General features: G+C 65.4%; 23 protein-coding genes and 1 pseudogene. 11 read left to right on the top strand and 13 right to left on the bottom strand.

Annotated elements, in window-relative coordinates; translation table 11 throughout:
* Window positions 1–9 precede the first annotated feature (9 nt).
* From PKB_RS17045 to PKB_RS17065, 5 genes are all read left to right on the top strand, one after another.
* Window positions 10–360 carry a YggL 50S ribosome-binding family protein gene (locus PKB_RS17045; RefSeq protein ID WP_043253304.1) on the top strand — a complete coding sequence of 117 codons (351 nt, stop codon included), beginning with the start codon at window positions 10–12 and terminating at the stop codon, window positions 358–360.
* A gap of 117 nt (window positions 361–477) precedes the next feature.
* Window positions 478–1,845, top strand: coding sequence for an FAD/NAD(P)-binding protein (locus tag PKB_RS17050; RefSeq protein WP_043253305.1), 1,368 nt, complete (start codon window positions 478–480; stop codon window positions 1,843–1,845).
* Window positions 1,842–2,282 carry a GFA family protein gene (locus PKB_RS17055; RefSeq protein ID WP_043253306.1) on the top strand — a complete coding sequence of 147 codons (441 nt, stop codon included), beginning with the start codon at window positions 1,842–1,844 and terminating at the stop codon, window positions 2,280–2,282. Before PKB_RS17050 ends, PKB_RS17055 begins: the two co-directional genes overlap by 4 nt.
* A gap of 121 nt (window positions 2,283–2,403) precedes the next feature.
* Window positions 2,404–3,729 carry an MATE family efflux transporter gene (locus PKB_RS17060; protein WP_043253307.1) on the top strand — a complete coding sequence of 442 codons (1,326 nt, stop codon included), beginning with the start codon at window positions 2,404–2,406 and terminating at the stop codon, window positions 3,727–3,729.
* A gap of 37 nt (window positions 3,730–3,766) precedes the next feature.
* On the top strand, window positions 3,767–3,985 hold the full coding sequence (locus PKB_RS17065) for a DUF2970 domain-containing protein (protein ID WP_043253308.1): 219 nt from the start codon (window positions 3,767–3,769) through the stop codon (window positions 3,983–3,985).
* 2 nt (window positions 3,986–3,987) lie between these two features.
* On the opposite strand, the gene PKB_RS17070 is transcribed toward PKB_RS17065, so the two are convergent.
* On the bottom strand, window positions 3,988–5,016 hold the full coding sequence (locus PKB_RS17070; RefSeq protein WP_052355453.1) for an ABC transporter substrate-binding protein: 1,029 nt from the start codon (window positions 5,014–5,016) through the stop codon (window positions 3,988–3,990).
* Window positions 5,017–5,419: 403 nt separating this feature from the next.
* On the opposite strand from PKB_RS17070, the gene PKB_RS17075 reads away from it, so the two are divergent.
* From PKB_RS17075 to PKB_RS17085, 3 genes are all read left to right on the top strand, one after another.
* Window positions 5,420–5,914, top strand: coding sequence for a PaaI family thioesterase (locus PKB_RS17075; protein WP_043253310.1), 495 nt, complete (start codon window positions 5,420–5,422; stop codon window positions 5,912–5,914).
* 225 nt (window positions 5,915–6,139) lie between these two features.
* Window positions 6,140–7,798 (top strand): nitrite/sulfite reductase, encoded by a 1,659-nt coding sequence (locus PKB_RS17080; RefSeq protein ID WP_043253311.1) that lies wholly within the window; start codon window positions 6,140–6,142, stop codon window positions 7,796–7,798.
* Window positions 7,782–8,282 carry a DUF934 domain-containing protein gene (locus tag PKB_RS17085; protein ID WP_043253312.1) on the top strand — a complete coding sequence of 167 codons (501 nt, stop codon included), beginning with the start codon at window positions 7,782–7,784 and terminating at the stop codon, window positions 8,280–8,282. Before PKB_RS17080 ends, PKB_RS17085 begins: the two co-directional genes overlap by 17 nt.
* A gap of 352 nt (window positions 8,283–8,634) precedes the next feature.
* Here PKB_RS17085 and PKB_RS17090 read toward each other — a convergent pair whose 3' ends face one another.
* From PKB_RS17090 to PKB_RS17110, 5 genes are all read right to left on the bottom strand, one after another.
* On the bottom strand, window positions 8,635–9,366 hold the full coding sequence (locus tag PKB_RS17090; protein WP_043253313.1) for a dienelactone hydrolase family protein: 732 nt from the start codon (window positions 9,364–9,366) through the stop codon (window positions 8,635–8,637).
* A 72-nt stretch (window positions 9,367–9,438) separates the two neighbouring features.
* Window positions 9,439–11,337 carry a molecular chaperone HtpG gene (gene htpG / locus PKB_RS17095; protein ID WP_043253314.1) on the bottom strand — a complete coding sequence of 633 codons (1,899 nt, stop codon included), beginning with the start codon at window positions 11,335–11,337 and terminating at the stop codon, window positions 9,439–9,441.
* Window positions 11,338–11,435: 98 nt separating this feature from the next.
* Complete coding sequence (locus tag PKB_RS17100; RefSeq protein WP_043253315.1) at window positions 11,436–12,668, bottom strand: LSm family protein; 1,233 nt, start codon at window positions 12,666–12,668, stop codon at window positions 11,436–11,438.
* A gap of 19 nt (window positions 12,669–12,687) precedes the next feature.
* On the bottom strand, window positions 12,688–13,134 hold the full coding sequence (locus PKB_RS17105; RefSeq protein WP_043253316.1) for a PaaI family thioesterase: 447 nt from the start codon (window positions 13,132–13,134) through the stop codon (window positions 12,688–12,690).
* Window positions 13,131–13,595, bottom strand: a complete 465-nt coding sequence (locus PKB_RS17110; RefSeq protein ID WP_043253317.1) for a PaaI family thioesterase — start codon at window positions 13,593–13,595, stop codon at window positions 13,131–13,133. Before PKB_RS17110 ends, PKB_RS17105 begins: the two co-directional genes overlap by 4 nt.
* 162 nt (window positions 13,596–13,757) lie before the next feature.
* On the opposite strand from PKB_RS17110, the gene PKB_RS17115 reads away from it, so the two are divergent.
* The gene (locus PKB_RS17115) at window positions 13,758–13,970 is read left to right on the top strand and encodes a hypothetical protein (protein ID WP_043253318.1); all 213 of its coding nucleotides are present in this window, start codon (window positions 13,758–13,760) and stop codon (window positions 13,968–13,970) included.
* A 153-nt stretch (window positions 13,971–14,123) separates the two neighbouring features.
* On the opposite strand, the pseudogene PKB_RS30170 reads toward PKB_RS17115, so the two are convergent.
* Both PKB_RS30170 and PKB_RS17120 read right to left on the bottom strand, forming a co-directional pair.
* Window positions 14,124–14,363 (bottom strand): annotated as a pseudogene (locus PKB_RS30170) (transposase); the annotation flags it as partial.
* 98 nt (window positions 14,364–14,461) lie between these two features.
* Entirely contained in the window at window positions 14,462–15,232 is a 771-nt protein-coding gene (locus PKB_RS17120; protein ID WP_052355313.1) for a DUF599 domain-containing protein, read from the bottom strand.
* A gap of 232 nt (window positions 15,233–15,464) precedes the next feature.
* Here PKB_RS17120 and PKB_RS17125 point away from each other — a divergent pair, with 232 nt between their 5' ends.
* The gene (locus PKB_RS17125; protein WP_043253319.1) at window positions 15,465–15,662 is read left to right on the top strand and encodes a hypothetical protein; all 198 of its coding nucleotides are present in this window, start codon (window positions 15,465–15,467) and stop codon (window positions 15,660–15,662) included.
* Between the two features lie 5 nt (window positions 15,663–15,667).
* Here the strand turns inward: PKB_RS17125 and PKB_RS17130 are convergent, their stop codons facing one another.
* Window positions 15,668–15,934 (bottom strand): hypothetical protein, encoded by a 267-nt coding sequence (locus tag PKB_RS17130; RefSeq protein WP_043253320.1) that lies wholly within the window; start codon window positions 15,932–15,934, stop codon window positions 15,668–15,670.
* 193 nt (window positions 15,935–16,127) lie between these two features.
* Between PKB_RS17130 and PKB_RS17135 the strand changes: the two genes are divergently transcribed.
* On the top strand, window positions 16,128–16,586 hold the full coding sequence (locus PKB_RS17135; protein WP_084166665.1) for a hypothetical protein: 459 nt from the start codon (window positions 16,128–16,130) through the stop codon (window positions 16,584–16,586).
* Window positions 16,587–16,658: 72 nt separating this feature from the next.
* Here PKB_RS17135 and ppk2 read toward each other — a convergent pair whose 3' ends face one another.
* The 4 genes from ppk2 to PKB_RS28790 form a co-directional block, all read right to left on the bottom strand.
* Window positions 16,659–17,573 (bottom strand): polyphosphate kinase 2, encoded by a 915-nt coding sequence (gene ppk2, locus PKB_RS17140; RefSeq protein WP_043257460.1) that lies wholly within the window; start codon window positions 17,571–17,573, stop codon window positions 16,659–16,661.
* A 181-nt stretch (window positions 17,574–17,754) separates the two neighbouring features.
* On the bottom strand, window positions 17,755–18,207 hold the full coding sequence (locus PKB_RS17145; RefSeq protein WP_052355314.1) for a PaaI family thioesterase: 453 nt from the start codon (window positions 18,205–18,207) through the stop codon (window positions 17,755–17,757).
* A gap of 109 nt (window positions 18,208–18,316) precedes the next feature.
* On the bottom strand, window positions 18,317–18,715 hold the full coding sequence (locus PKB_RS17150) for a hypothetical protein (RefSeq protein ID WP_043253322.1): 399 nt from the start codon (window positions 18,713–18,715) through the stop codon (window positions 18,317–18,319).
* Between the two features lie 154 nt (window positions 18,716–18,869).
* Entirely contained in the window at window positions 18,870–19,346 is a 477-nt protein-coding gene (locus PKB_RS28790) for a hypothetical protein (RefSeq protein ID WP_052355315.1), read from the bottom strand.
* Between the last annotated feature and the right edge of the window lie 144 nt (window positions 19,347–19,490).

Here is a 19,490-nt window from a genome sequence, read left to right on the forward strand (position 1 = left end):
GAGAAACACATGAAATACCTCACCCCCGAACAGATGGAAAAACCCCGCAAGCGCCGCCTTCAGAAGAAGCTGCGCCTGGGCGAGTTCAAGGAATTCGGCTTCAGCCTGGAAGTGAACTACAGCGGCGACCTGGATGACGTGCTCGACCAGTGGATCGACTTCGTCGAATCCCAGGGCTGGGTCTTCGTCGGCGGCGCCACCGAAGACGGCGAGTTCACCGGCTACCTGTGCCTGAACGCCGTCGGCAGCCTCAGCGAAGCCGACCGCGAGACCGCCCAGCAGTGGCTGAAAGGCCAGAGCTGGTGCAAGTCCTTCGAACTCGGCGAGCTCAGCGACTGCTGGCACGGCCTGTTCGAGTAAGACCCCACGCCGCCCCGCGTTCGGGGGGCGGCGCTTTGTCTCACCCCCGTCCCCTCGCGGTTGCCTACCGCCCCTCGCTCTGCGAACCTGCGCCCACTCGATTGAAGGATGGGCAACATGGAACACATCACCATCATCGGCAGCGGCTTCTGCGGCACGGCACTGGCCGTGCAATTGCTGACCCGCGCCCAGGGACCGCTGCGCGTCAGCCTGATCAACCGCTCCGGCCGACTGGCCCGCGGGCTGGCCTACGGCACCCGCTCGGCCAGCCACATCCTCAACGTCCCGGCCGAACGCATGAGCCTGTTCCCGGAACGCCCCTCGGATTTCCTCGAATTCGCCCGCCGGCAACTGCCCGAGGCACGCCCCGGCGACTTCCTGCCGCGACGCTTCTACGGCGACTACCTGCAGGACCGCCTCGGCCACGCCATCGCCGAAGCAGCACCCGGCGTGCGCTTCAGCAGCCTGTGCCAGCAGGTAGTGGAACTGGTCGACCAGGGCGATCACCTGCGTTTGCATCTCGATGACGGAGAGCTCCTGGACAGCCGCCAGGTAATCATTGCCACCGGCAACTTCGCTCCGTCCACCCCCGCCGCGCTGCAGAGCCTGGCTGGCGACCCGCGCTACCTGCGCGACCCGTGGCAGGCTGGCGCCCTCGAACAGATTCCGGGCGATGCACGCGTTCTCCTGCTCGGCACCGGACTGACCATGTACGACATGGCTCTGGCCCTGCAGGACCACGGGCACCGCGGCCAGATCACAGCCCTGTCGCGCCGGGCCCTACTGCCCCATGCGCACCGCGACAACGCCCAACATCCGCTGTTGCCCGAGCTGCCGGAAAGTTTCCGGCAGCCAATGCACCTCAACGAACGCGTCAGCAGCCTACGCCGACTGATTCGCGAAGCAGCGAAGGACGGACACGACTGGCGCGACCTGGTTGCAGCCCTGCGTCCGCTGACCCCGCAAATCTGGCAGCAACTGAGCGACATCGAGCGCCGACGCTTCCTCCGCCATCTGCAACCGTATTGGGACGTGCATCGCCACCGTGCGGCGCCACCGGTCGCCCAGCGCATCACTGAACTGCGCGATAGTGGCCAACTGCAGGTTCGCGCCGGCCGGCTGCTCTCCGCTCACGCCGGGGATGATGGCCTGCAGCTGGAATTCCGCCCGCGGGGCCACAGCCGGCCTGTACGCGAACGCTTCGACTTCCTGATCAACTGCACCGGCCCGAGCACGGATCTGCGGAACATCGGCGAGCCACTGCTCGAAGGCTTACTGAAGCGCGGCCAGATCGTGCAAGACGCGAACTGCCTGGGCCTGCACACCGACTCTGAGTACCGTCTGCTCGATGCCACCGGCAAGGCGCAGCCAAACCTATTCCTGCTCAGCCCCATGTTGCGCGCCAGCCACTGGGAAAGCACTGCCGTGCCGGAACTGCGCCAGCACGCCGAACGCCTCGCCATACAGCTGCTGGAGACGAAATGAGCCACCCCCTGCACGGCAGCTGCCACTGCACAAATCTCCAGGTGCATGTCGGCCTGAGCCGCGAACCGCTCGATTACCAGCCCCGCGCCTGCGATTGCGGGTTCTGCCAGGCTCATGGCGCCGCTTACATCTCCGATGCCGCCGGCAGCCTCGCCATCGAATGGCACGAGGAGCCCGGGCGTTACCGGCATGGCAGCCGCAATGCCGAGTTCCTCTTCTGTCGCCAGTGCGGCGTGCTGGTTGCCGTGACCTACGAAGCGGACGGCCGCACCTTCGCCGCCTTGAACGTCCGCGCGCTCGGCAGCGATACGGGCTTCGCCGCCGAGGCGCCGGCATCGCCGCAGCAACTGCCACCCGAACAGCGCATCGAACGCTGGAAAAAACTGTGGTTCGCCGATGTCGTGCTGCGTCCTGCAACTGCAGCAGCACCCGCCTGACCCGACCGGACGCCACGCGGCGTCCTTCCCCATACGCTAGGCTTTTTCCTCAAGGGCAGCGGCCACCGGCACGCCGCCAGCCCAGCCAAGAATCGCCGGATTACCTGCTGCCAGAGACGCCATGCTAGAGCGCCAGCGCCTTCAGAACATTCTCAGCCTGGGTCTGCCGATCATCGGCGGAATGCTTAGCCAGAGCCTGCTCAACCTGGTGGATGCCGCCATGGTCGGCCACCTGGGCGAGAAGTCGCTGGCCGGCGTGGGCATCGGCAGTTACGCGAACTTCGTCGCCATCTCCCTCGTCATGGGCCTGGGTGCAGGCGTCCAGGCCATGGTCGCGCGTCGCCGTGGCGAAGGGCGTATCGATGACCTGGCCAGCCCGCTCAATTGCGGCCTGCTGGTGTCCCTCGGACTGGCCGTACCCATCAGCCTGATCTGCCTGCTGTTTGCCCACCCCATAGTGCGGTTGCTGTCGAGCGACCCGCAGGTGCTCGACATCGGCGTGCCCTACTTCGAGTGGCGCGCGCTCTCGGTGCTGGCGGTGGGCCTGAACTTCTCCTTCCGCGGCTACTGGAACGGCACGCGCCGCTCGGGCATGTACATGCGCACCCTGGTGGTCATGCACCTGGCCAACGCCGGCATCAGCTACAGCCTGATCCACGGCCTGTTCGGCCTGCCGCAGATGGGCGCCATCGGCAGCGGCCTGGGCACCACGCTGGCGCTTTACCTGGGCTCGGCGATCTACGCCTGGATCACCTGGCGCGACGCCCGCGGCCACGGTTTCCTCACCCGACGGCCCAGCGAGCGCGACGTCCGCGTGATGCTGCGCCTGTCGCTGCCCAACTCGCTGCAACAATTCTTCTTCGCCGCCGGCATCACCTTTTTGTTCTGGATCATCGGCCAGGTCGGCACCCGCGAGCTGGCGGTGGCCCACGTGCTGATCAACCTGGCGCTGTTCCTGATCCTGCCCGGAATAGGCCTGGGCATGGCGGCGACCACCCTGGTCAGCCAATGCATGGGCGAGCGCGACTTCGACAGCGCGCACCGCTGGGGCTGGGACGTGGTGAAGGTCGCCGCGTGCGGGCTGGCGTTGCTCGGGACACCGTTCTGGATGTTCCCCGAGGCGATCCTGCGGCTGTTCGTCAGCGACCCGTCGCTGATCGAGCTGGGCCGCGTGCCGCTGACCCTGACCGGACTGGGCATGGTGATAGACGCCACCGCCCTGGTGCTCACCCAGGCCCTGCTCGGCGCCGGCGCCACGCGCACCGTGATGGCGGTCAGCCTGGGCAACCAGTGGCTGTTCTTCCTGCCGCTGGCCTATCTGGTCGGCCCGGTGCTCGGCGGCGGCCTGCTGGCGATCTGGAGCATGCAGATCCTGCAGCGCGGCCTGGCGTCGGCGATCTTCGCGGTGATGTGGCAGAAGCGCCAATGGACCGAAATCGAACTCTGAGCGGGTCTATGCTTGCCCGCAGGCAGGAGGGGCTTTCATGAACGACGATTCGCAGAACAAACCGCCGAGCTTCTGGCAGATGCTGCAAAGCGTGCTCGCCGCCGCCTTCGGCGTGCAGAGTGGGAAGAACCGCACCCGCGACTTCACCTACGGCAAACCCAGCCACTTCATCCTGCTGGGCATCGCCTTCACCCTGATCTTCGTCGTGCTGCTCTATGGGCTGGTGCAGCTGGTGCTGCACCTCGCCGGGGTCTGAACCTAGCGCAGCAGGGGCTGCACCGAGAACTCATAGCGCTTGCGCTCCGGATGCAGCGCCAGGCTGAAGTCGCGGAAGTCGATACCGAAGCCCGGGCGCGCGAGATTGGCCTTCATGCGTGCGGCCTGGCGACGGTCGAGCAGAACGAAGATCGGTATCTGCCGATCCTTGCCGCCGTGGGTAGCGAAGTCGACTCCGGCATCGTAGTCATGCAGCAACACCATCGCCCAGGCACCGAGGCTGAAGTGGCCGGTAGCCGCCACGCTTACGCGGCCATCGACAGTGCTGTCGAGCATCTCCGGGGAGTTGTTCAGCGCACTGAACAGCAGGTCCTTGCCCGGCACGCGGCCGAGCTGCTTGGCCGCGCGCATGGCACCGAAGGCCATCTCATCGTTCGCCGACCAGACCAGCCGCGTCTGCGGGTAGCGCTTGAGCAGCTGCAAGCCCTGCTCGTAGGCCCGCTCGTTGGCCCAGCCGGCATAGACCAACTGCAACAGCCGCGCCTGCGGATACTCCGCCAGCGCCCGGCGCATGCCTTGCTCGCGGAACTGCGAGGCGGGTGTCTGCTTGCTGCCGGAGAACGCCAGCATCTGCAGCGGTGCCCCGCTCGCTTCACCCTGGCGCAGCAACGCCTTGGCCATCAGGTAGCCGGCCGCTTCGTCGTCGGCCACCAGGCTGCCGATCCAGTTCGGGTAGCGCCCGCGGCTGGCGCCGGCGATGCGCTGCTGGTCGGCGGTCAGGGTGCTGTTCACGGCGAACAGGCGCACACCGCTGCCCACCGATAGGCGCAGGATTTCCGGGCCGGCGTAGTTCTCGTTGACGAAGATCAGGTAGTCGGGACGCTGCGTCCCCTGCAGCACTTCGCGGGCTTCGCGAAGCATCTTCTGGGTATCGCGTTCGCCGTAGCGCACCTGCAGCGACATACCCAGGTCGCTCGCCGCGGCCTGCATGAATTGCGTGTAGCTGACCCAGAACGTTTCGTTGGCGCGCCCGGGGTTGAGAAAGACCACCGAAGCCGCCTGGCAGCCCATGGAGAGCAACAGGCCGGCGACCAACACCCAGGATTTACGCAGAAAACTCACTTGCCCTACCCCGACAGTCACAACCGCCGAAGTATAGCCATTTGCCTCTATTGAAAGCCCCCGCCCCTGACCAACGGGGCGGGCAGCGACTTACTGATGGCTGACCCAGTACACCGCGGTGGCGACCACCAGCAGGATCAGGATGAAAGCGGCGCGGGCGTCGATGACGCTGTCGCGGTTGTCGTTGTGGGACTCTTCGCTCATTTCTCCCCCTCTTTTTCTTGCTGTTGTCGGTGGACCCACCAGCAGTTAAGACCAGCCCGGCGATCGCTACAAGGCGCGCCGCGCCCTTCTGCCGGCCCGGCAAACCCGCTAGGCTGGGGCGGTTCCCCGACTGCGACAAGGCATCCCGATGGACTCTCTTTCCCTGCAAGACAGCGCCGCGCCCGAAGGCATCTGCTACGGCTGCGGCGGCGCCAACCCCCATGGCCTGCACATCAAGAGCTACTGGCACGAGGACGGCATCCACGTCATGGCCAAGCACCTGCCCGAGGCCAAGTACACGGGCTGGCCGGAGCTGGTCTACGGCGGCCTGATCGCCATGCTGGTGGACTGCCACTCGAACTGGACCGCCATGGCCCACCACTACCGTTCCGAAGGCCGCGAGCCGGGCAGCCTGCCGCGCCCGGACTGCGTCACCGGCAACCTCGGCATCAAGTTCATCAAGCCGACCCCGATGGGCGTGCCACTGACCCTGCGCGCACGGGTGGACGGCGATCTTGGGCGCAAGACCCGGATCATCTGCGAGGTGTATGCCGACGATGTGCTGACTGCAATCGGCGACTCCATTTTCGTCCGCGTCGATACCGCTCAGCTGGGCGCCCAGGCCCACGGCCGCGACGCCTGAACCACCGCCGGGCGGGCGCATCGCCCTGCCCGCCTGGCGCCGTCGCAGCGGCGGTTCGCCTGGAGCCGCCGCTTAGATCAGAAAGTTCTCGCCATATACTCAAACTTCACTTTTACGAATATTCCCTGACTGGTATCGTGCGCCCCACTCCGCGTGGAGCGCGTTGCCGTGCGCGCTTGGAAGCGCAGTACGCCCGAGCGCTATAGCCTGACAGCAGGAAATTTCATGTACGTATATGACGAATACGATCAGCGGATCGTAGAGGATCGCGTCAAGCAGTTCCGCGATCAGACCCGCCGCTACCTGGCGGGCGAACTGACCGGCGAGGAATTCCGCCCGCTGCGTCTGCAGAACGGCCTCTATATCCAGCGATACGCGCCCATGCTGCGCGTCGCCGTGCCCTACGGCCTGCTCTCCTCGGTGCAGGTACGCAAGCTGGCGCAGATCGCCCGCGACTACGACAAGGGCTACGCCCACATCAGCACCCGCCAGAACGTGCAATACAACTGGCCGGAGCTGGAAGACGTACCGGAAATCCTCGCCGAGCTGGCCACCGTGCAGATGCACGCGATCCAGACCAGCGGCAACTGCATCCGCAACACCACCACCGACCAGTTCGCCGGCGTCGCCCGCGACGAGCTCGTCGATCCGCGCCCCTGGTGCGAGATCATCCGCCAGTGGTCGACCTTCCACCCCGAATTCGCCCACCTGCCGCGCAAGTTCAAGATCGCCGTCAACGGCGCCGTGAGCGACCGCGCCGCCATCGAGGTGCACGACATCGGCCTGGAAGCGGTGCAGAACGCTGCCGGTGAGCTTGGCTTCCGCGTTTCCGTCGGCGGTGGCCTGGGCCGTACCCCGATCGTCGGCAGCTTCATCAATGAATTCCTGCCGTGGCAACACCTGCTGTCGTACCTCGACGCCATCCTGCGCGTGTACAACCGCTATGGCCGTCGCGACAACAAGTACAAGGCGCGCATCAAGATCCTGGTCAAGGCGCTGACCCCGGAAGTCTTCGCCCAGAAGGTCGACGCCGAGTGGGCGCACCTGAAGGACGGCCCAAGCACCCTGACCGAAGCCGAAGTGCAGCGCGTGGCCGCGCACTTCGTCGACCCGGCCTACAAGGCCCTGGAAGACCAGGATGCCGCCCTCGCCCAGCTCGACGCCGAGAACCCCGGCTTCGCCCGCTGGCGCCAGCGCAACACCTTCGCCCACAAGAAGCCCGGCTACGTCGCCGTGACCCTGTCGCTCAAGCCCACCGGCGTGGCGCCTGGCGACATCACCGACAAGCAGCTGGACGCTGTCGCCGACCTGGCCGATCGCTACAGCTTCGGCGAAGTGCGCAACAGCCATAACCAGAACATCATCCTCGCCGACGTCGAGCAGGCGCAGCTGTTCACCCTCTGGGGCGAACTGCGCGAGCAAGGCTTCGCCACCCCGAACGTGGGCCTGCTGACCGACATCATCTGCTGCCCGGGCGGCGACTTCTGCTCCCTGGCCAACGCCAAGTCGATCCCGGTGGCCGAAGCCATCCAGCGTCGCTTCGAGGACCTGGACTACCTGTTCGACATCGGCGACATCGACCTGAACATCTCCGGCTGCATGAACGCCTGCGGCCACCACCACGTCGGCCACATCGGCATCCTCGGCGTGGACAAGAAGGGTGAGGAGTTCTACCAGGTTTCCCTCGGCGGCAGCGCCAGCCGTGACGCGAGCCTCGCGCAGATCCTCGGCCCGTCGTTCGCCCAGGAGCAGATGGCCGACGTGATCGAGAAGATCATCAACGTCTACGTCGAACAGCGCACCGAAGAGGAACGCTTCCTCGATACCTACCGCCGTATCGGCATCGATCCCTTCAAGGAGCGCGTATATGCAGCGAATCATTAAGCACCGCGAAGTGGTCGACGACCGCTGGCACCTGCTGCCCAAGGACGCGACCCTGGAAAGCGTGCCCAACAGCGACGACGTGATCATCCCGCTGAACCTGTGGCTCGAGCACGGCGCCGCCCTGCGCGGCCGCGACGGCGGCCTGGGCGTATGGCTGGACGCGGACGAGGAACCGGAAGCCATCGCCGGCGACCTGGACAAGTTCCAGGTGATCGCGGTGAACTTCCCGGCCTTCACCGACGGCCGTGGTTTCAGCACGGCGCGCCTGCTGCGCGAGCGCTTCGGCTACAAGGGCGAAGTGCGCGCCATCGGCGACGTACTGCGCGACCAGCTGTTCTTCATGCAGAGCTGCGGTTTCGACGCCTACGCCATCCGCGCCGACCGCGACCCGCATGACGCGCTGGCCAGCCTGGACGACTTCAGCGAGGTCTACCAGACCTCGGTGAGCCAGCCGCAGCCGCTGTTCCGCCGCCGCAGCGCCTGATCGGCGCTGCCTCGAAAGGCCCCGCCCAGTGCGGGGCTTTTTCGTTGCTGCCGCAAGCAGAGCTTTTCGTAGGAGCGAGCTTGCGCGCGAACCGCACGGCACGGCGCTCCCCTGTAGGAGCGGCCCATGGCCGCGAATCGCGCGCATGGCGCGCTCCTACATGGATGAAGTGGCGCAAGGACCTTCGCGGATAAATCCGCTCCTACAGGAAGGGACAGAGTCGTCCCGAGATGCCCGTGCATCCGGGACACGTCGTTCGCGAGCAAGCTCGCTCATACAGGGGTGGTTTGTGCGCGGGGTGCACAGAAATGAAAAAGCCCGGCCTGAGCCGGGCTTTTGCACAGCAGCCGCCTTACTCGCCGAAACGCTCGTCGAACAGGTCGAACATCGCCTGGAAGGCCCGGCGGGCGATCTTGGCGTCGTACTGCATCATGCCCGGCACCTGGGCATGCGGGTCGGTGAAGGAGTGCACCGCGCCGCCATAGCTGGTCAGCGCCCAATCCACGCCGGCGTCGGTCATTTCCTTGGCGAAGGCCGGCAGGGAGTCACGCGGCACCAGTGGGTCGGAAGCACCGTCGAGCACCAGCACAGCGCCCTTGATGTTCTTCGCATCGGCCGGGTTCGGCGTATCCAGGGTGCCGTGGAAGGACACCGCAGCCGCCAGCGGCGCGCCGTCACGGGCCAGTTCCAGCGCGCAGCAGCCGCCGAAGCAGAAGCCGAAACTGGCCAGCTTGGTGGTGTCGAGCGGTACTTTTCCGGCTTGCGCCTGCAGGGTCTTGAAGGCGGCCTGCATGCGCTTACGCAGCAGGGCGCGGTCGTTCTTCAGCGGCATCATGGCGGCGCCGGCCTGGTCCGGGCCGTTGGGGCGCACATCCTTGCCGTAGAGATCGGCCACCAGCACCACGTAACCGTGGCCAGCGACCTGACGGGCGACGTCCAGCGCGCCCTGGCTGACGCCCATCCAGTTCGGCGCCATCAGCAGGCCGGGACGCTGCACGCTGCTGGAGGCATCGAATACGAGCTGACCTTCGAAAGAAACACCATCGACTTCGTAGGCGACGGGCTGGACGCTGATCTGACTCATCGGTGATTTCCTTGAGTGGGGGTAGGAAAAGCACAAAGCCCGCAGTAGCGGGCTTTGTGGGAGGTTACTCGCTTAGGCGGAAAGTTCCACCAGCAGCTTGTTCAGACGCCGTACGTAGGCGGCCGGGTCCTTGAGGCTGTCGCCAGCGGCCAGCGCGGCCTGGTCGAAGAGAATGCGTGCCAGCTCGCCGAAGCGGTCTTCGTCGGGCTCGGCATCGAGCTTCTCGATCAGCGGGTGGGCCGGGTTGAACTCGAAGATCGGCTTGGACTCCGGAACCTTCTGCCCGCTGGCCTCGAGGATCTGGCGCATCTGCAGGCCGAGGTCGGCCTCGCCGATGGCAAGGATCGCCGGGGAATCGGTCAGGCGGTGCGAGACACGCACTTCGGCGACTTCGTCACCCAGCGCGGTCTTCAGGCGCTCAACCAGGCCCTCTTTGGCCTTGGCGATTTCTTCCTGGGCCTTCTTGTCCTCTTCCGAGTCCAGGCTGCCCAGGTCCAGGTCGCCGCGGGCGACGTCGACGAACTGCTTGCCGTCGAAATCCGACAGGTAGCTCATCAGCCACTCGTCGATGCGGTCGGTGAGCAGCAGAACCTCGATGCCCTTCTTGCGGAAGACCTCCAGGTGCGGGCTGTTCTTCACCTGGGCGAAGCTTTCGCCGGTAAGGTAGTAGATCTTGTCCTGGCCTTCCTTCATGCGACCCAGGTAGTCGGCCAGCGACACACTCTGCTCGCCGGATTCGTCGCTGGTGGAAGCGAAGCGCAGCAGGCCGGCGATCTTCTCCTTGTTGGCGAAGTCTTCCGCCGGGCCTTCCTTGAGCACCTGGCCGAAGTTCTTCCAGAAGCCCTTGTAGGCCTCGGCGTCGCTGCTCGCCAACTTCTCCAGCATGTCCAGCACGCGCTTGGTCAGCGCCGACTTCATCGAGTCGACGACCGGGCCGGACTGCAGGATCTCGCGGGAGACGTTCAGCGACAGGTCGTTGGAGTCGACAACGCCCTTGATGAAGCGCAGGTACAGCGGCAGGAACTGCTCGGCCTGGTCCATGATGAACACGCGCTGCACGTACAGCTTCAGGCCACGCGGAGCTTCGCGGTGGTACAGGTCGAACGGCGCGCGGCCCGGCACGTAGAGCAGCGAGGTGTATTCCAGCTTCCCTTCGACCTTGTTGTGGCTCCAGCTCAGCGGGTTCTCGAAGTCATGCGCGATGTGCTTGTAGAACTCCTGGTATTCCTCGTCCTTGATCTCGGTGCGCGGACGGGTCCAGAGGGCGCTGGCGCGGTTGACCACTTCCCACTCGACTTCGGCCGGCTTGTCCTCACCGTAATGCTCTTTCGGCAGCTCGATGGGCAGGGCGATGTGGTCGGAGTATTTCTTGATGACGTTGCGCAGGCGCCAGCCGTCGGCGAACTCTTCTTCGCCGCTCTTCAGGTGCAGGACGATGCGGGTGCCGCGGTCAGCCTTCTCGACGGTGGCGACTTCGAAGTCACCCTCGCCTTTCGACGACCAGTGCACGCCCTCGGCTGCCGAAGCGCCGGCGCGACGGGTAAAGACGTCTACCTTGTCGGCGACGATGAAGGCGCTGTAGAAGCCCACGCCGAACTGGCCGATCAGGTGCGAATCCTTCTTCTGGTCGCCCGACAGGTTCTTCAGGAAGTCGGCGGTGCCGGACTTGGCGATGGTGCCCAGGTGCGCGATCACTTCCTCGCGGCTCATGCCGATGCCGTTGTCTTCGAGGGTGACGGTCTTGGCGTCCTTGTCGAAGCTCACGCGGATCTTCAGCTCCGCGCCGCCTTCGAGCAGCTCCGGCTTGGCCAGGGCTTCGAAACGCAGCTTGTCGGCCGCGTCGGAGGCGTTGGAAATCAGCTCGCGGAGGAAGATTTCCTTGTTCGAATACAGGGAATGGATCATCAGGTGAAGCAGTTGCTTCACTTCGGTCTGGAAGCCCAGGGTCTCTTTTTGAGTCTCCACGCTCATTGGTTCTCGCTCCGAGGATGACAAAAGCCGCATCGAACGGCGGATGTCAGCGAGATGGGGGCTTCCTTTGCCTTTTCAAGGGCTTGCCATCGGCACGATCAAGGGGCGAGGAGTTCGACCTGGACTATTTCGTCGGGACGCAGGCTGTAGCTGACCTCTCCCGGGCCGCTGAGAACCTGACGGATGACCAGCCGACCTTCCTGGTCGAGGCCGGTGAAGATGCCCTGGGCGCTGCGCCCGCTCTCGGTGGTCACGCGCATGCTGCGGTTGATGAAGCGTTGCGGATCGGCCTGCAGGCGCTCGATCGGCAACAGGCCATAGGCCGGACGGGGCGCCGGCGCGCGGACCGCAGTCGTCGGCTCGGCCGGTTTGCTCGCCGCCGGGTGCGTAGAACGCTTGGGATAGTGATCGTCGCGCACCGCCCAGCCACGGTTTTCGCTGCGCTGCAACGACAATTCCAGCTGTTCGGCGCGACCATCCAGGGTGAAAGCCACTGGCAGCGCCAGCTCATGACGCTGCAGGTCGACGTGCGGCAAGGGCGACAGCGCCACGACGTTGTCCGGGAAGCGCCGCTCGAGATAGTCGCGCGCCACGTAGGCCAGCGTATCGAGCGAGTCGTAGTGGGTATCCACCACGCCGTTGCGGTAGCGCAGGCGGTCGGTATAGAGCTCGACCTCGCCGGTCAGGGAAGTCCGGTACTCGGTGGGCAGCACCAGGTGGAAGACCCCGCGCAGGCGGTTCGGCGCCTCCGGCTGCAGGTCCAGGTGCAGGCTGTAGCCATGGTTCAGGCGGCGGGCCTCGGGCAGGTCGCTGTCCGGCGCCAGCCAGCTGATTTCCACGTCGGGCAACGGGCCCTTGTCTTCCGGCAGCACGTCCAGGCGCAGTGCGCCCGTAACCGGCTGGCGCAGGCGAATCTGCAATTCGCGGCGGGCGTAGAAGTCATCGCCCTCGCGCAGGCTCAATACGCCGTCGATCAATTCCGCCTGCTGCGGCGCGAAGGGTTTGCCGTCGAGTTCGCCGCGCAGGGCGATGGCCAGGTCCGGCACCACCGTTTCGCTGCGCAGCCATTGCAGGCGCAGGATGGCTTCCAGGCGCGCGCCGTCATGGCTGGCGAGCATGGCCAGGCCGACCACCAGCGGAATGCCGCCCAGCGCGCCGAGCACCACGGCCTTGCGCCCGTAATCCCAGTGGCGCGCGAGGAACAACGGAGCCAGCGGCGGCAGCACGCACGCCAGGCCCCACAGCGGACCGCGTTCGAAGGCGAGAATGATCAGCCAGACGTAGCCGGCGAGGATCAGCAGCAGGCCGGCGAGGATCAGCAGCGTATCCATCGGAGCGCTCCCGCCCGGCTCAGGCGCCGTCGACCTTGAAGTGCGCGCGGGCGGTGGCGATGGGCTCGCCGCGGGTGGTCTGCCAGGCGCTGATGGCGACGTTGGTCACCCGCCGGCCCTGGCGCCAGACCTGGCACTGCGCGTAGGTATCGCGGAAGTGCCCGGCGCGCAGGTAGTCGATGGAGAAGTCGATGATCTTCGGCAGATGCGGCATGTCCATGAACATCAGCAGGTGCAGCATCGCCGCATGTTCCATGAAGCCGGCGATCACGCCGCCATGCAGCGCCGGCAGGGTCGGGTTGCCGATGTTGTCGCGGGCGGCAGGCAGGTGGAAGATCACGTCCTCGCCCAACTGCAGGCAGCGCATGCCGATGAGCCGGGCGTAGGGAATGCTTTCCAGCAGCGGCGCGAAGTCGCTGTTCTGCCGGCACTGGAGTATCAGCTGTTCGAAACTCGACGTGCTCATGCGCCCGCCCCCTTCTCCGCCGTCCGCGCACCCACGCTCTTGCCCAGGCGCATGAAGGTGCCGACCACGTGGGCGATGGGCTGCTCGGGATCGTCCTGGTAGGCGATACCGCGGGTGAAAATGATGTTCGGCGTGACGCGGTAGCACTCGGCGAAGCCGAAGACATCCTTGTGCGGCTCCGCCGGGTGCATGTAGTCGATGCGCAGGTCCAGGGTCGGGCAGATCTCGAACTCCGGCAGCACGCAGAGCGTGGAGATGCCGCAGGTGGTGTCCATCAGGGTGGTGATGGCGCCGCCGTGGATCACGCCGGTTTCCGGGTTGCCGACGATGGCCTCGCTGTAGGGCAGGCGCAGGGTCAGCCCCTTGGCGTCAGCCGCGTGTGCGCTGATGCCCAGCACCTGGCAATGGCGCAGCACCGCGAGAAAGCGCTCGACGCGCTCTAGAAGGAGGGTTTCGCTCATGAGGATCGGGTCGCTGGTTTGCTGAAGCGCGCATCATACTCCGCTGCCAGGAGTCGCAGCAGCGATAAATCACCGGCTTGGCGCAACCTTACATGGAACTTCTAAGACAAGTCTCAACTCCAAGCTGCACGTCCCAGGAATGCCGCACAAGGAGGCTCCACGATGAAAAAGACCCTTACCGTTGCTCTGCTGCTGGCCGCCGGCCTGACCCTCGCCGGTTGCAACAAGAAAGAGGAGCCCAAGGCTCCACCGGCCGCTGAGCAACCAAGCGCCCCGGCTGCCGCGCCGACCACCCCGCCGGCCAACGAAGCCGCTCCGGCCGCCCCGGCCCCGAGCACTCCGGCCCCGGCCGGCGAGGAGCCGAAGCAGCAGTAAGCTCCACCCGTGACGCACTAGGCCCGCATCACAGGCCGTGTGAAAACACGCTGTGAGCAAGGCAAAACAAACGCCCCGACTGGTTCGGGGCGTTTGTTTTTCGGAGGGATCAGCCCATCAACTCGATCAGGCGCCGAGCACCGAGCACCTGGATCGCGCGCTTGAGGTTGTAGGCCTGTACTGCCAGGGCCATTTCCGTAGTAAGTCGGCCGGATCATAGGCCGGGCGTCCAACCTTGCTCGCCTGCGCCTTGCTGAAGCCCAGTCGCTGCAAATCCAACCGCGCCACGTAGGCCTAGATCACGCGGACCAGATGTTCTTCGGGAACCCACTCATCCAGCGACACTGGAAACAAGCTGCCCTGATCACGGCCTTCACCACGGATATAGCCCATGAACGAAAATGCCCGTATCGATCGATACGGGCATTGTCTTTGGCTTGTGCTCAGACGGCTAGGTTTTCACACAGTCTGTGATGCGGGCCTTGTCGTTCTCAGCAGTTGTCTTTTACTGCCTCACCTGTCGGCGAGTGCAACGGAGCCGGCGTCAGGGTCGGCGTGTAGACCATCACCTTGAGCACGTCGGAATGGAACTCGCGCTGGTAGAGGACGCCGACCACGCCGGCACTGACCAGCATGAACAGCCAGGGGTTGATGAACCAGGCCAGCATCCCCAGGCCGAAATAGTAGGAACGCAGGCCCTGGTTGAACTGGTGCGCCGCCATCGAAACCACCCGCGCGGCGCGTTCGGCGAAGGCCTTGCGCTCCAGCTCGCCGACATGCCGTTCGCCGATCAGCGGCGCCGAGCCCACCAGTACCGCGGCGAAGTTGTACTGGCGCATGCACCAGCTGAAGGTGAAGAAGGCGTAGACGAACAGCACCGCGAGGCACAGCAACTTCAGCTCGGACAGGCCGCGGGTCGGCGGCATGACGAACGGCAGGTCGTTCAGCACCGACAGGGTGCGCTCCGCCGAGCCCAGCAGGGTGAGCACGCCGGCGATGATGATCAGGGTGCTGGAGGCGAAGAACGAGGCGTTGCGCTCCAGGTTGCCGATCACGCTGGCGTCGGCCACGCGGTTGTCGCGCAGCAGCAGGCGGCGCATCCAGTCCTCGCGATACAGGTGCAACACGCTGGCCAGGCAGGCGGTGTCGCGTGCCTTCCAGCTTGCATAGCGGGTGTAGCCCACCCAGCAGAGCAGGAACCAGAGCACCGCCAACAGGTTCCACAGGTACTGGATATCGAAGAGATCGACGACGTCGGTCATGGCATTCCTTGAATGCTCCGGGCTGGCCGGAACGGGATTGAGCGGAGTCCGCGGAAAAGGCGCCAGATAGACGCAAGAAGTCGGCGACGAGACACGTGTTATGCGTAAATCGCAGACTTTCCCGTCACTGCGCAGCAAATGCCGGCAGGTTCAGCGCCGGTTCAGTGTTTGGTCAGGTGGCGTTCAGGCAGTCCGCCGGAGAATGACGATCACTGAACCGGAGAGCTCAACCATGTATGTCGAACTGCTGACCAAGACCCTGAAAGACACCCTGCTGACCGTCTCCGAGCGCAACGAACGCGCCGCCAGCACCCTGCTCTACGCAACCTACGGCCAGGCCCAGGACGACTCCGAGCTGATCCTGCAGGTGGTCGTCGATCTGCAGCAGCAGGCAGAGCAGCTGCGCAAGCTAAGCCAGTCGCTGCAATAAGTGGCTCAGTTTTCCGAAGAATCGCTGCTCGCCGTTTCCGAGCCCAGTGGCAGGTGCTCGCGGCGCGGGAACAGGCGCCCATCGGCAGGCGGCGAGATGGCGGGCGGATGCGGCAGGAAACATTGCACCCCCGGATGGCTGGACACGTACTGGCGGGCCGTCTCCAGACAGGCGACGGCCTCTTCTTCGCTGTTGCACACGATGAAGAACGTCCCCAGGAAGACCTTCCATACGGGCGGATCACCATCGATCTGTTCGATCCGGATGTCCATGCGCCAAGCGTAGTCGAGTGCCCGGCGTCGACCGCGCAGTTCATCGGCTGCGCAGCACTGACCTAGACTTCGGCAACCGCCCGGCGCTATCCGCGCCCCGCTTCCGCGGCTCGTCCGGCCGTCCTGCCCCGGTGTTTCCGCCACCTTTGCCGGAGGTCACAGCATGTCCCCTACCCACCCCCGATTCGCGTGTATGTTGCTCGTCGCCTTGCCGCTCGTCGCCACGGCGGCCATGCATCTCACCCCCGCCGATAGCAGCGCAGCCTTCAAGGCCGCAGGGTTCACCCTCAAGGGCAAGGATTGGCGCAGCGATTGCGACGATGGCAGCCCGTCCTATACCCCGGCGAGCCTCGACCAGGTGGCGGATTTCAATGGCGACGGACGCCCCGAGGCGCTCATCAGCGAAGGCGGGACCAATTGCAACGGCGCGACGGGCGCGGGATATCGACTCGTCAGCAAACAGGCCGACGGCAGCTGGAAGCTGGTGACCGGCGGCACCGGCATGGTGACCATCCTGGGCAGCAAGGGCGTCGGCGGCTGGCCGGATATCGAAGTGGGCGGGCCGGGCTTCTGCTTCCCGGTGGAACGCTGGAACGGCAAGGAATACAAGCTGCACGGCTACCAGTACGAAGGCAAAGCGTGCAAACCGTAGGGCGTACAACCGTTAGCGGTTGTACGCTGTGATCGATGGGTTTCGCTGCGCTCAACGCCATCCTACGGGCGATCAATAAACCTCCGGCACCAGCATTTCCCGCGGCGTCGGGATGCGCACGTAATCGGCGTTTCGCTGCCGTGCCGGCAGCTGCACCGCCGGATGCTCGATGTCCTCGTAGGGAATCTGCCCGAGCAGGTGATGGATGCAGTTCAGCCGTGCGCGCTTCTTGTCGTCGGCCTGCACCACCCACCAGCGCGCCTCGGGTATGTGGGTGCGTTCGAGCATGATTTCCTTGGCCTTGGTGTAGGCCTCCCAGCGCCGCCGCGACTCCAGGTCCATGGGGCTGAGCTTCCACTGCTTGAGCGGGTCGTGGATGCGGCTGAGGAAGCGCAGGTGCTGCTCGTCGTCGCTGATCGAGAACCAGTACTTGATCAGCTGGATGCCCGAACGCGCCAGCATGCGCTCGAACTCCGGCACGCTGCGGAAGAACTCCTCGTACTGCTCGTCGCTGCAAAAGCCCATCACCCGCTCGACCCCGGCGCGGTTGTACCAGCTGCGGTCGAACAGCACGATCTCCCCCGCCGCCGGCAGGTGCGAGACGTAGCGCTGGAAGTACCACTGGGTCTGCTCGCGGTCGTTCGGCGCGGGCAGCGCGGCGACCCGGCACACGCGCGGGTTGAGGCGCTGGGTGATGCGTTTGATGACCCCGCCCTTGCCGGCGGCGTCGCGGCCTTCGAAAAGAATCACCACCTTGTGCCCGCTCTTCACCACCCAGCTCTGCAGCTTCACCAGCTCGCCTTGCAGGCGGAACAGCTCGCGGAAGTAGCGCTGGCGCGCCAGGCGCGTCTCGAAATCATCCAGGGTGCCGGTGGGCAGACCGTCCAGGTCGTAGAGGTCCTGCCACTCCAGTTCGAGCGCTTCGTCGAGATCGTCGAGGGATTCACGGCGAATTCGCTGGGGCAGGGTCTTGTCGTTCAGCAGCATGATCATCGCAGGCAGGAAAGGTTGGGCCGTCAATGGCGCCGTCACTCGGAGGTGACAGTTTGATGACGGAAAAATGTAGTGACGCCTGATGACAAAATCATGACAAATGCGCTTGTGAACGCACGAAAACCTGCGAGCCAGAGCGGTTGGTGAATACCGGACGACTGTAGGAGCGCCTGGCTCAGGCGTCGGCCAGCGGACGCGGCTTGTTCTGGTACTTGAAGGTGCCCGAGGCCGTCGCCACCGTCTCGCCGGCGGCATTGCGCACCTCCGCCTCGCAGAAGGCGATGGAGCGCGTGCGATGGCGCACGCTGCCGAAGGCTTCGAGGACTTCGCCGACATCGCCGCCCGGCCGGAGGAAGCTGGTCTTCATCTCGACGGTCACACAGCCGCGACCCTGCTCGTCGGCGTGGCTGCAGGCCAGCGCCATGGCAACGTCGAGCAGGCTCATGAGCACGCCGCCGTGGGCATTGTTCCAGCCGTTGAGATGCTCGCGCTCCACCCGAAGCACCAGGTGGCCGTCGCCGCCATCCTCCCCCGCCGGCTGGTAGCGGAAATTCAGGTGGTCGAGCAGCGGAATGTCGATGCCACGGAACTGGGTGTAGGACTGCAACTGGGTCGGGTCGATGGGCATGGCTGATCCTGGCAGGAGTGGTTGGCGAGGTGCGGACGAATGAACGCCAGCCCGCATTTCACCCGATCGACCGGATGGCGCGTATCACTCCTTCGGATGAATCGGCGTTTCAGCGACGCTTGTGCTTGAGCGTGCCGGCACTGCGCAATTCCACGGCCTGAACGAAGAGTTCGTCGACCATCAGGCTCGGGATGGGGGTGTCGCTGAGCAGCGACAGGCTCATGCCATCGATGCCGTGGGTGTATTCCAGGCGGGCGACGCCGCACAGCAGGATGCGCTGGTTGAAGGCCGGGCGACCGCGGTCGATTAGCTGCTCGCGGGTCTGTTCGCCGTCCTGGTAGCTGAGCTTCAGGGTCACTGGCTGGTCGCCGGTGCCGGCCAGGTGGAGCCAGGCGGCGACGTTGAAATCGGCACGCCAGCCGCGCCCGAACTTCTTCGGCACGGCCTGCTGGATCAGGTGCGTGGGCACCTGGCCGATGAATTTGCTGTGGGAGGCGGAAGACGACATCTGGCTACGCGGGAACGGGGCTATTGCGGACGACCGAGTCTACGGCAGGGCTTTCAGGGTTGCTGTCGGCACCCTGTAGCAAGTCGTATCGGCCTTGATACACGGCTGCACCCGGCGCGAACGGGCCAGCGCCAGGCGCAACGCCTTGGCGGGGTCAACCGAACAAATCGAAGGAAGGCTGTTTTCGTTCACCGCTGTACATCTGCATCAGGGCCACCGGAGTGGCAGTGGGAGCGACCGGCTGGCTGCCGGCGTCGGCCTGCAGCTTGATCTTTTCCCTGATGCGCTGGGCGATCTCGTTCTCGACCTTCTCCCGATCCGCGGGCGACATGGCGTCGAGCTGGTCCTGGGTGACGTTCATCTCCTTCATGACGCCGTAGCGCAGCTTTTCGCCGGGGCTGAGCTTCATGTAGGCGAGGAAATCGTCCAGGGCGCCGCCGGTGTCGCTGGCGGCCGAGGCGGAGGATGCTACCGCGCCGGCCGAAGCGCCGCTCGTACCGCTCGTCGCGCGGCTATCCGCGGCGCTGCCGGCCTCGGCCAGCAGGCTGGCGAACTCGCTGGCGCCGGCGACGACGCCGCGCACCACCTTGCCGGCGAGGTTCAGCGCACTCAGACCACTGATGATGTTCACGGACGGCACTCCCGGCACGATGGAAACCTCGTATCAGGCAAGAAACACACCAGTTAACAGGGCCTTGTCCGACGCGGGGCGGCCAGGCGGCAAGCGGCAAATCCTTGCCGCCCAGCGGCCGGCGATTGCCGGAGCCGGCACGCA

The sequence above is a fragment of the Pseudomonas knackmussii B13 genome, from assembly GCF_000689415.1.
Classification (GTDB): Bacteria; Pseudomonadota; Gammaproteobacteria; order Pseudomonadales; family Pseudomonadaceae; genus Pseudomonas; species Pseudomonas knackmussii.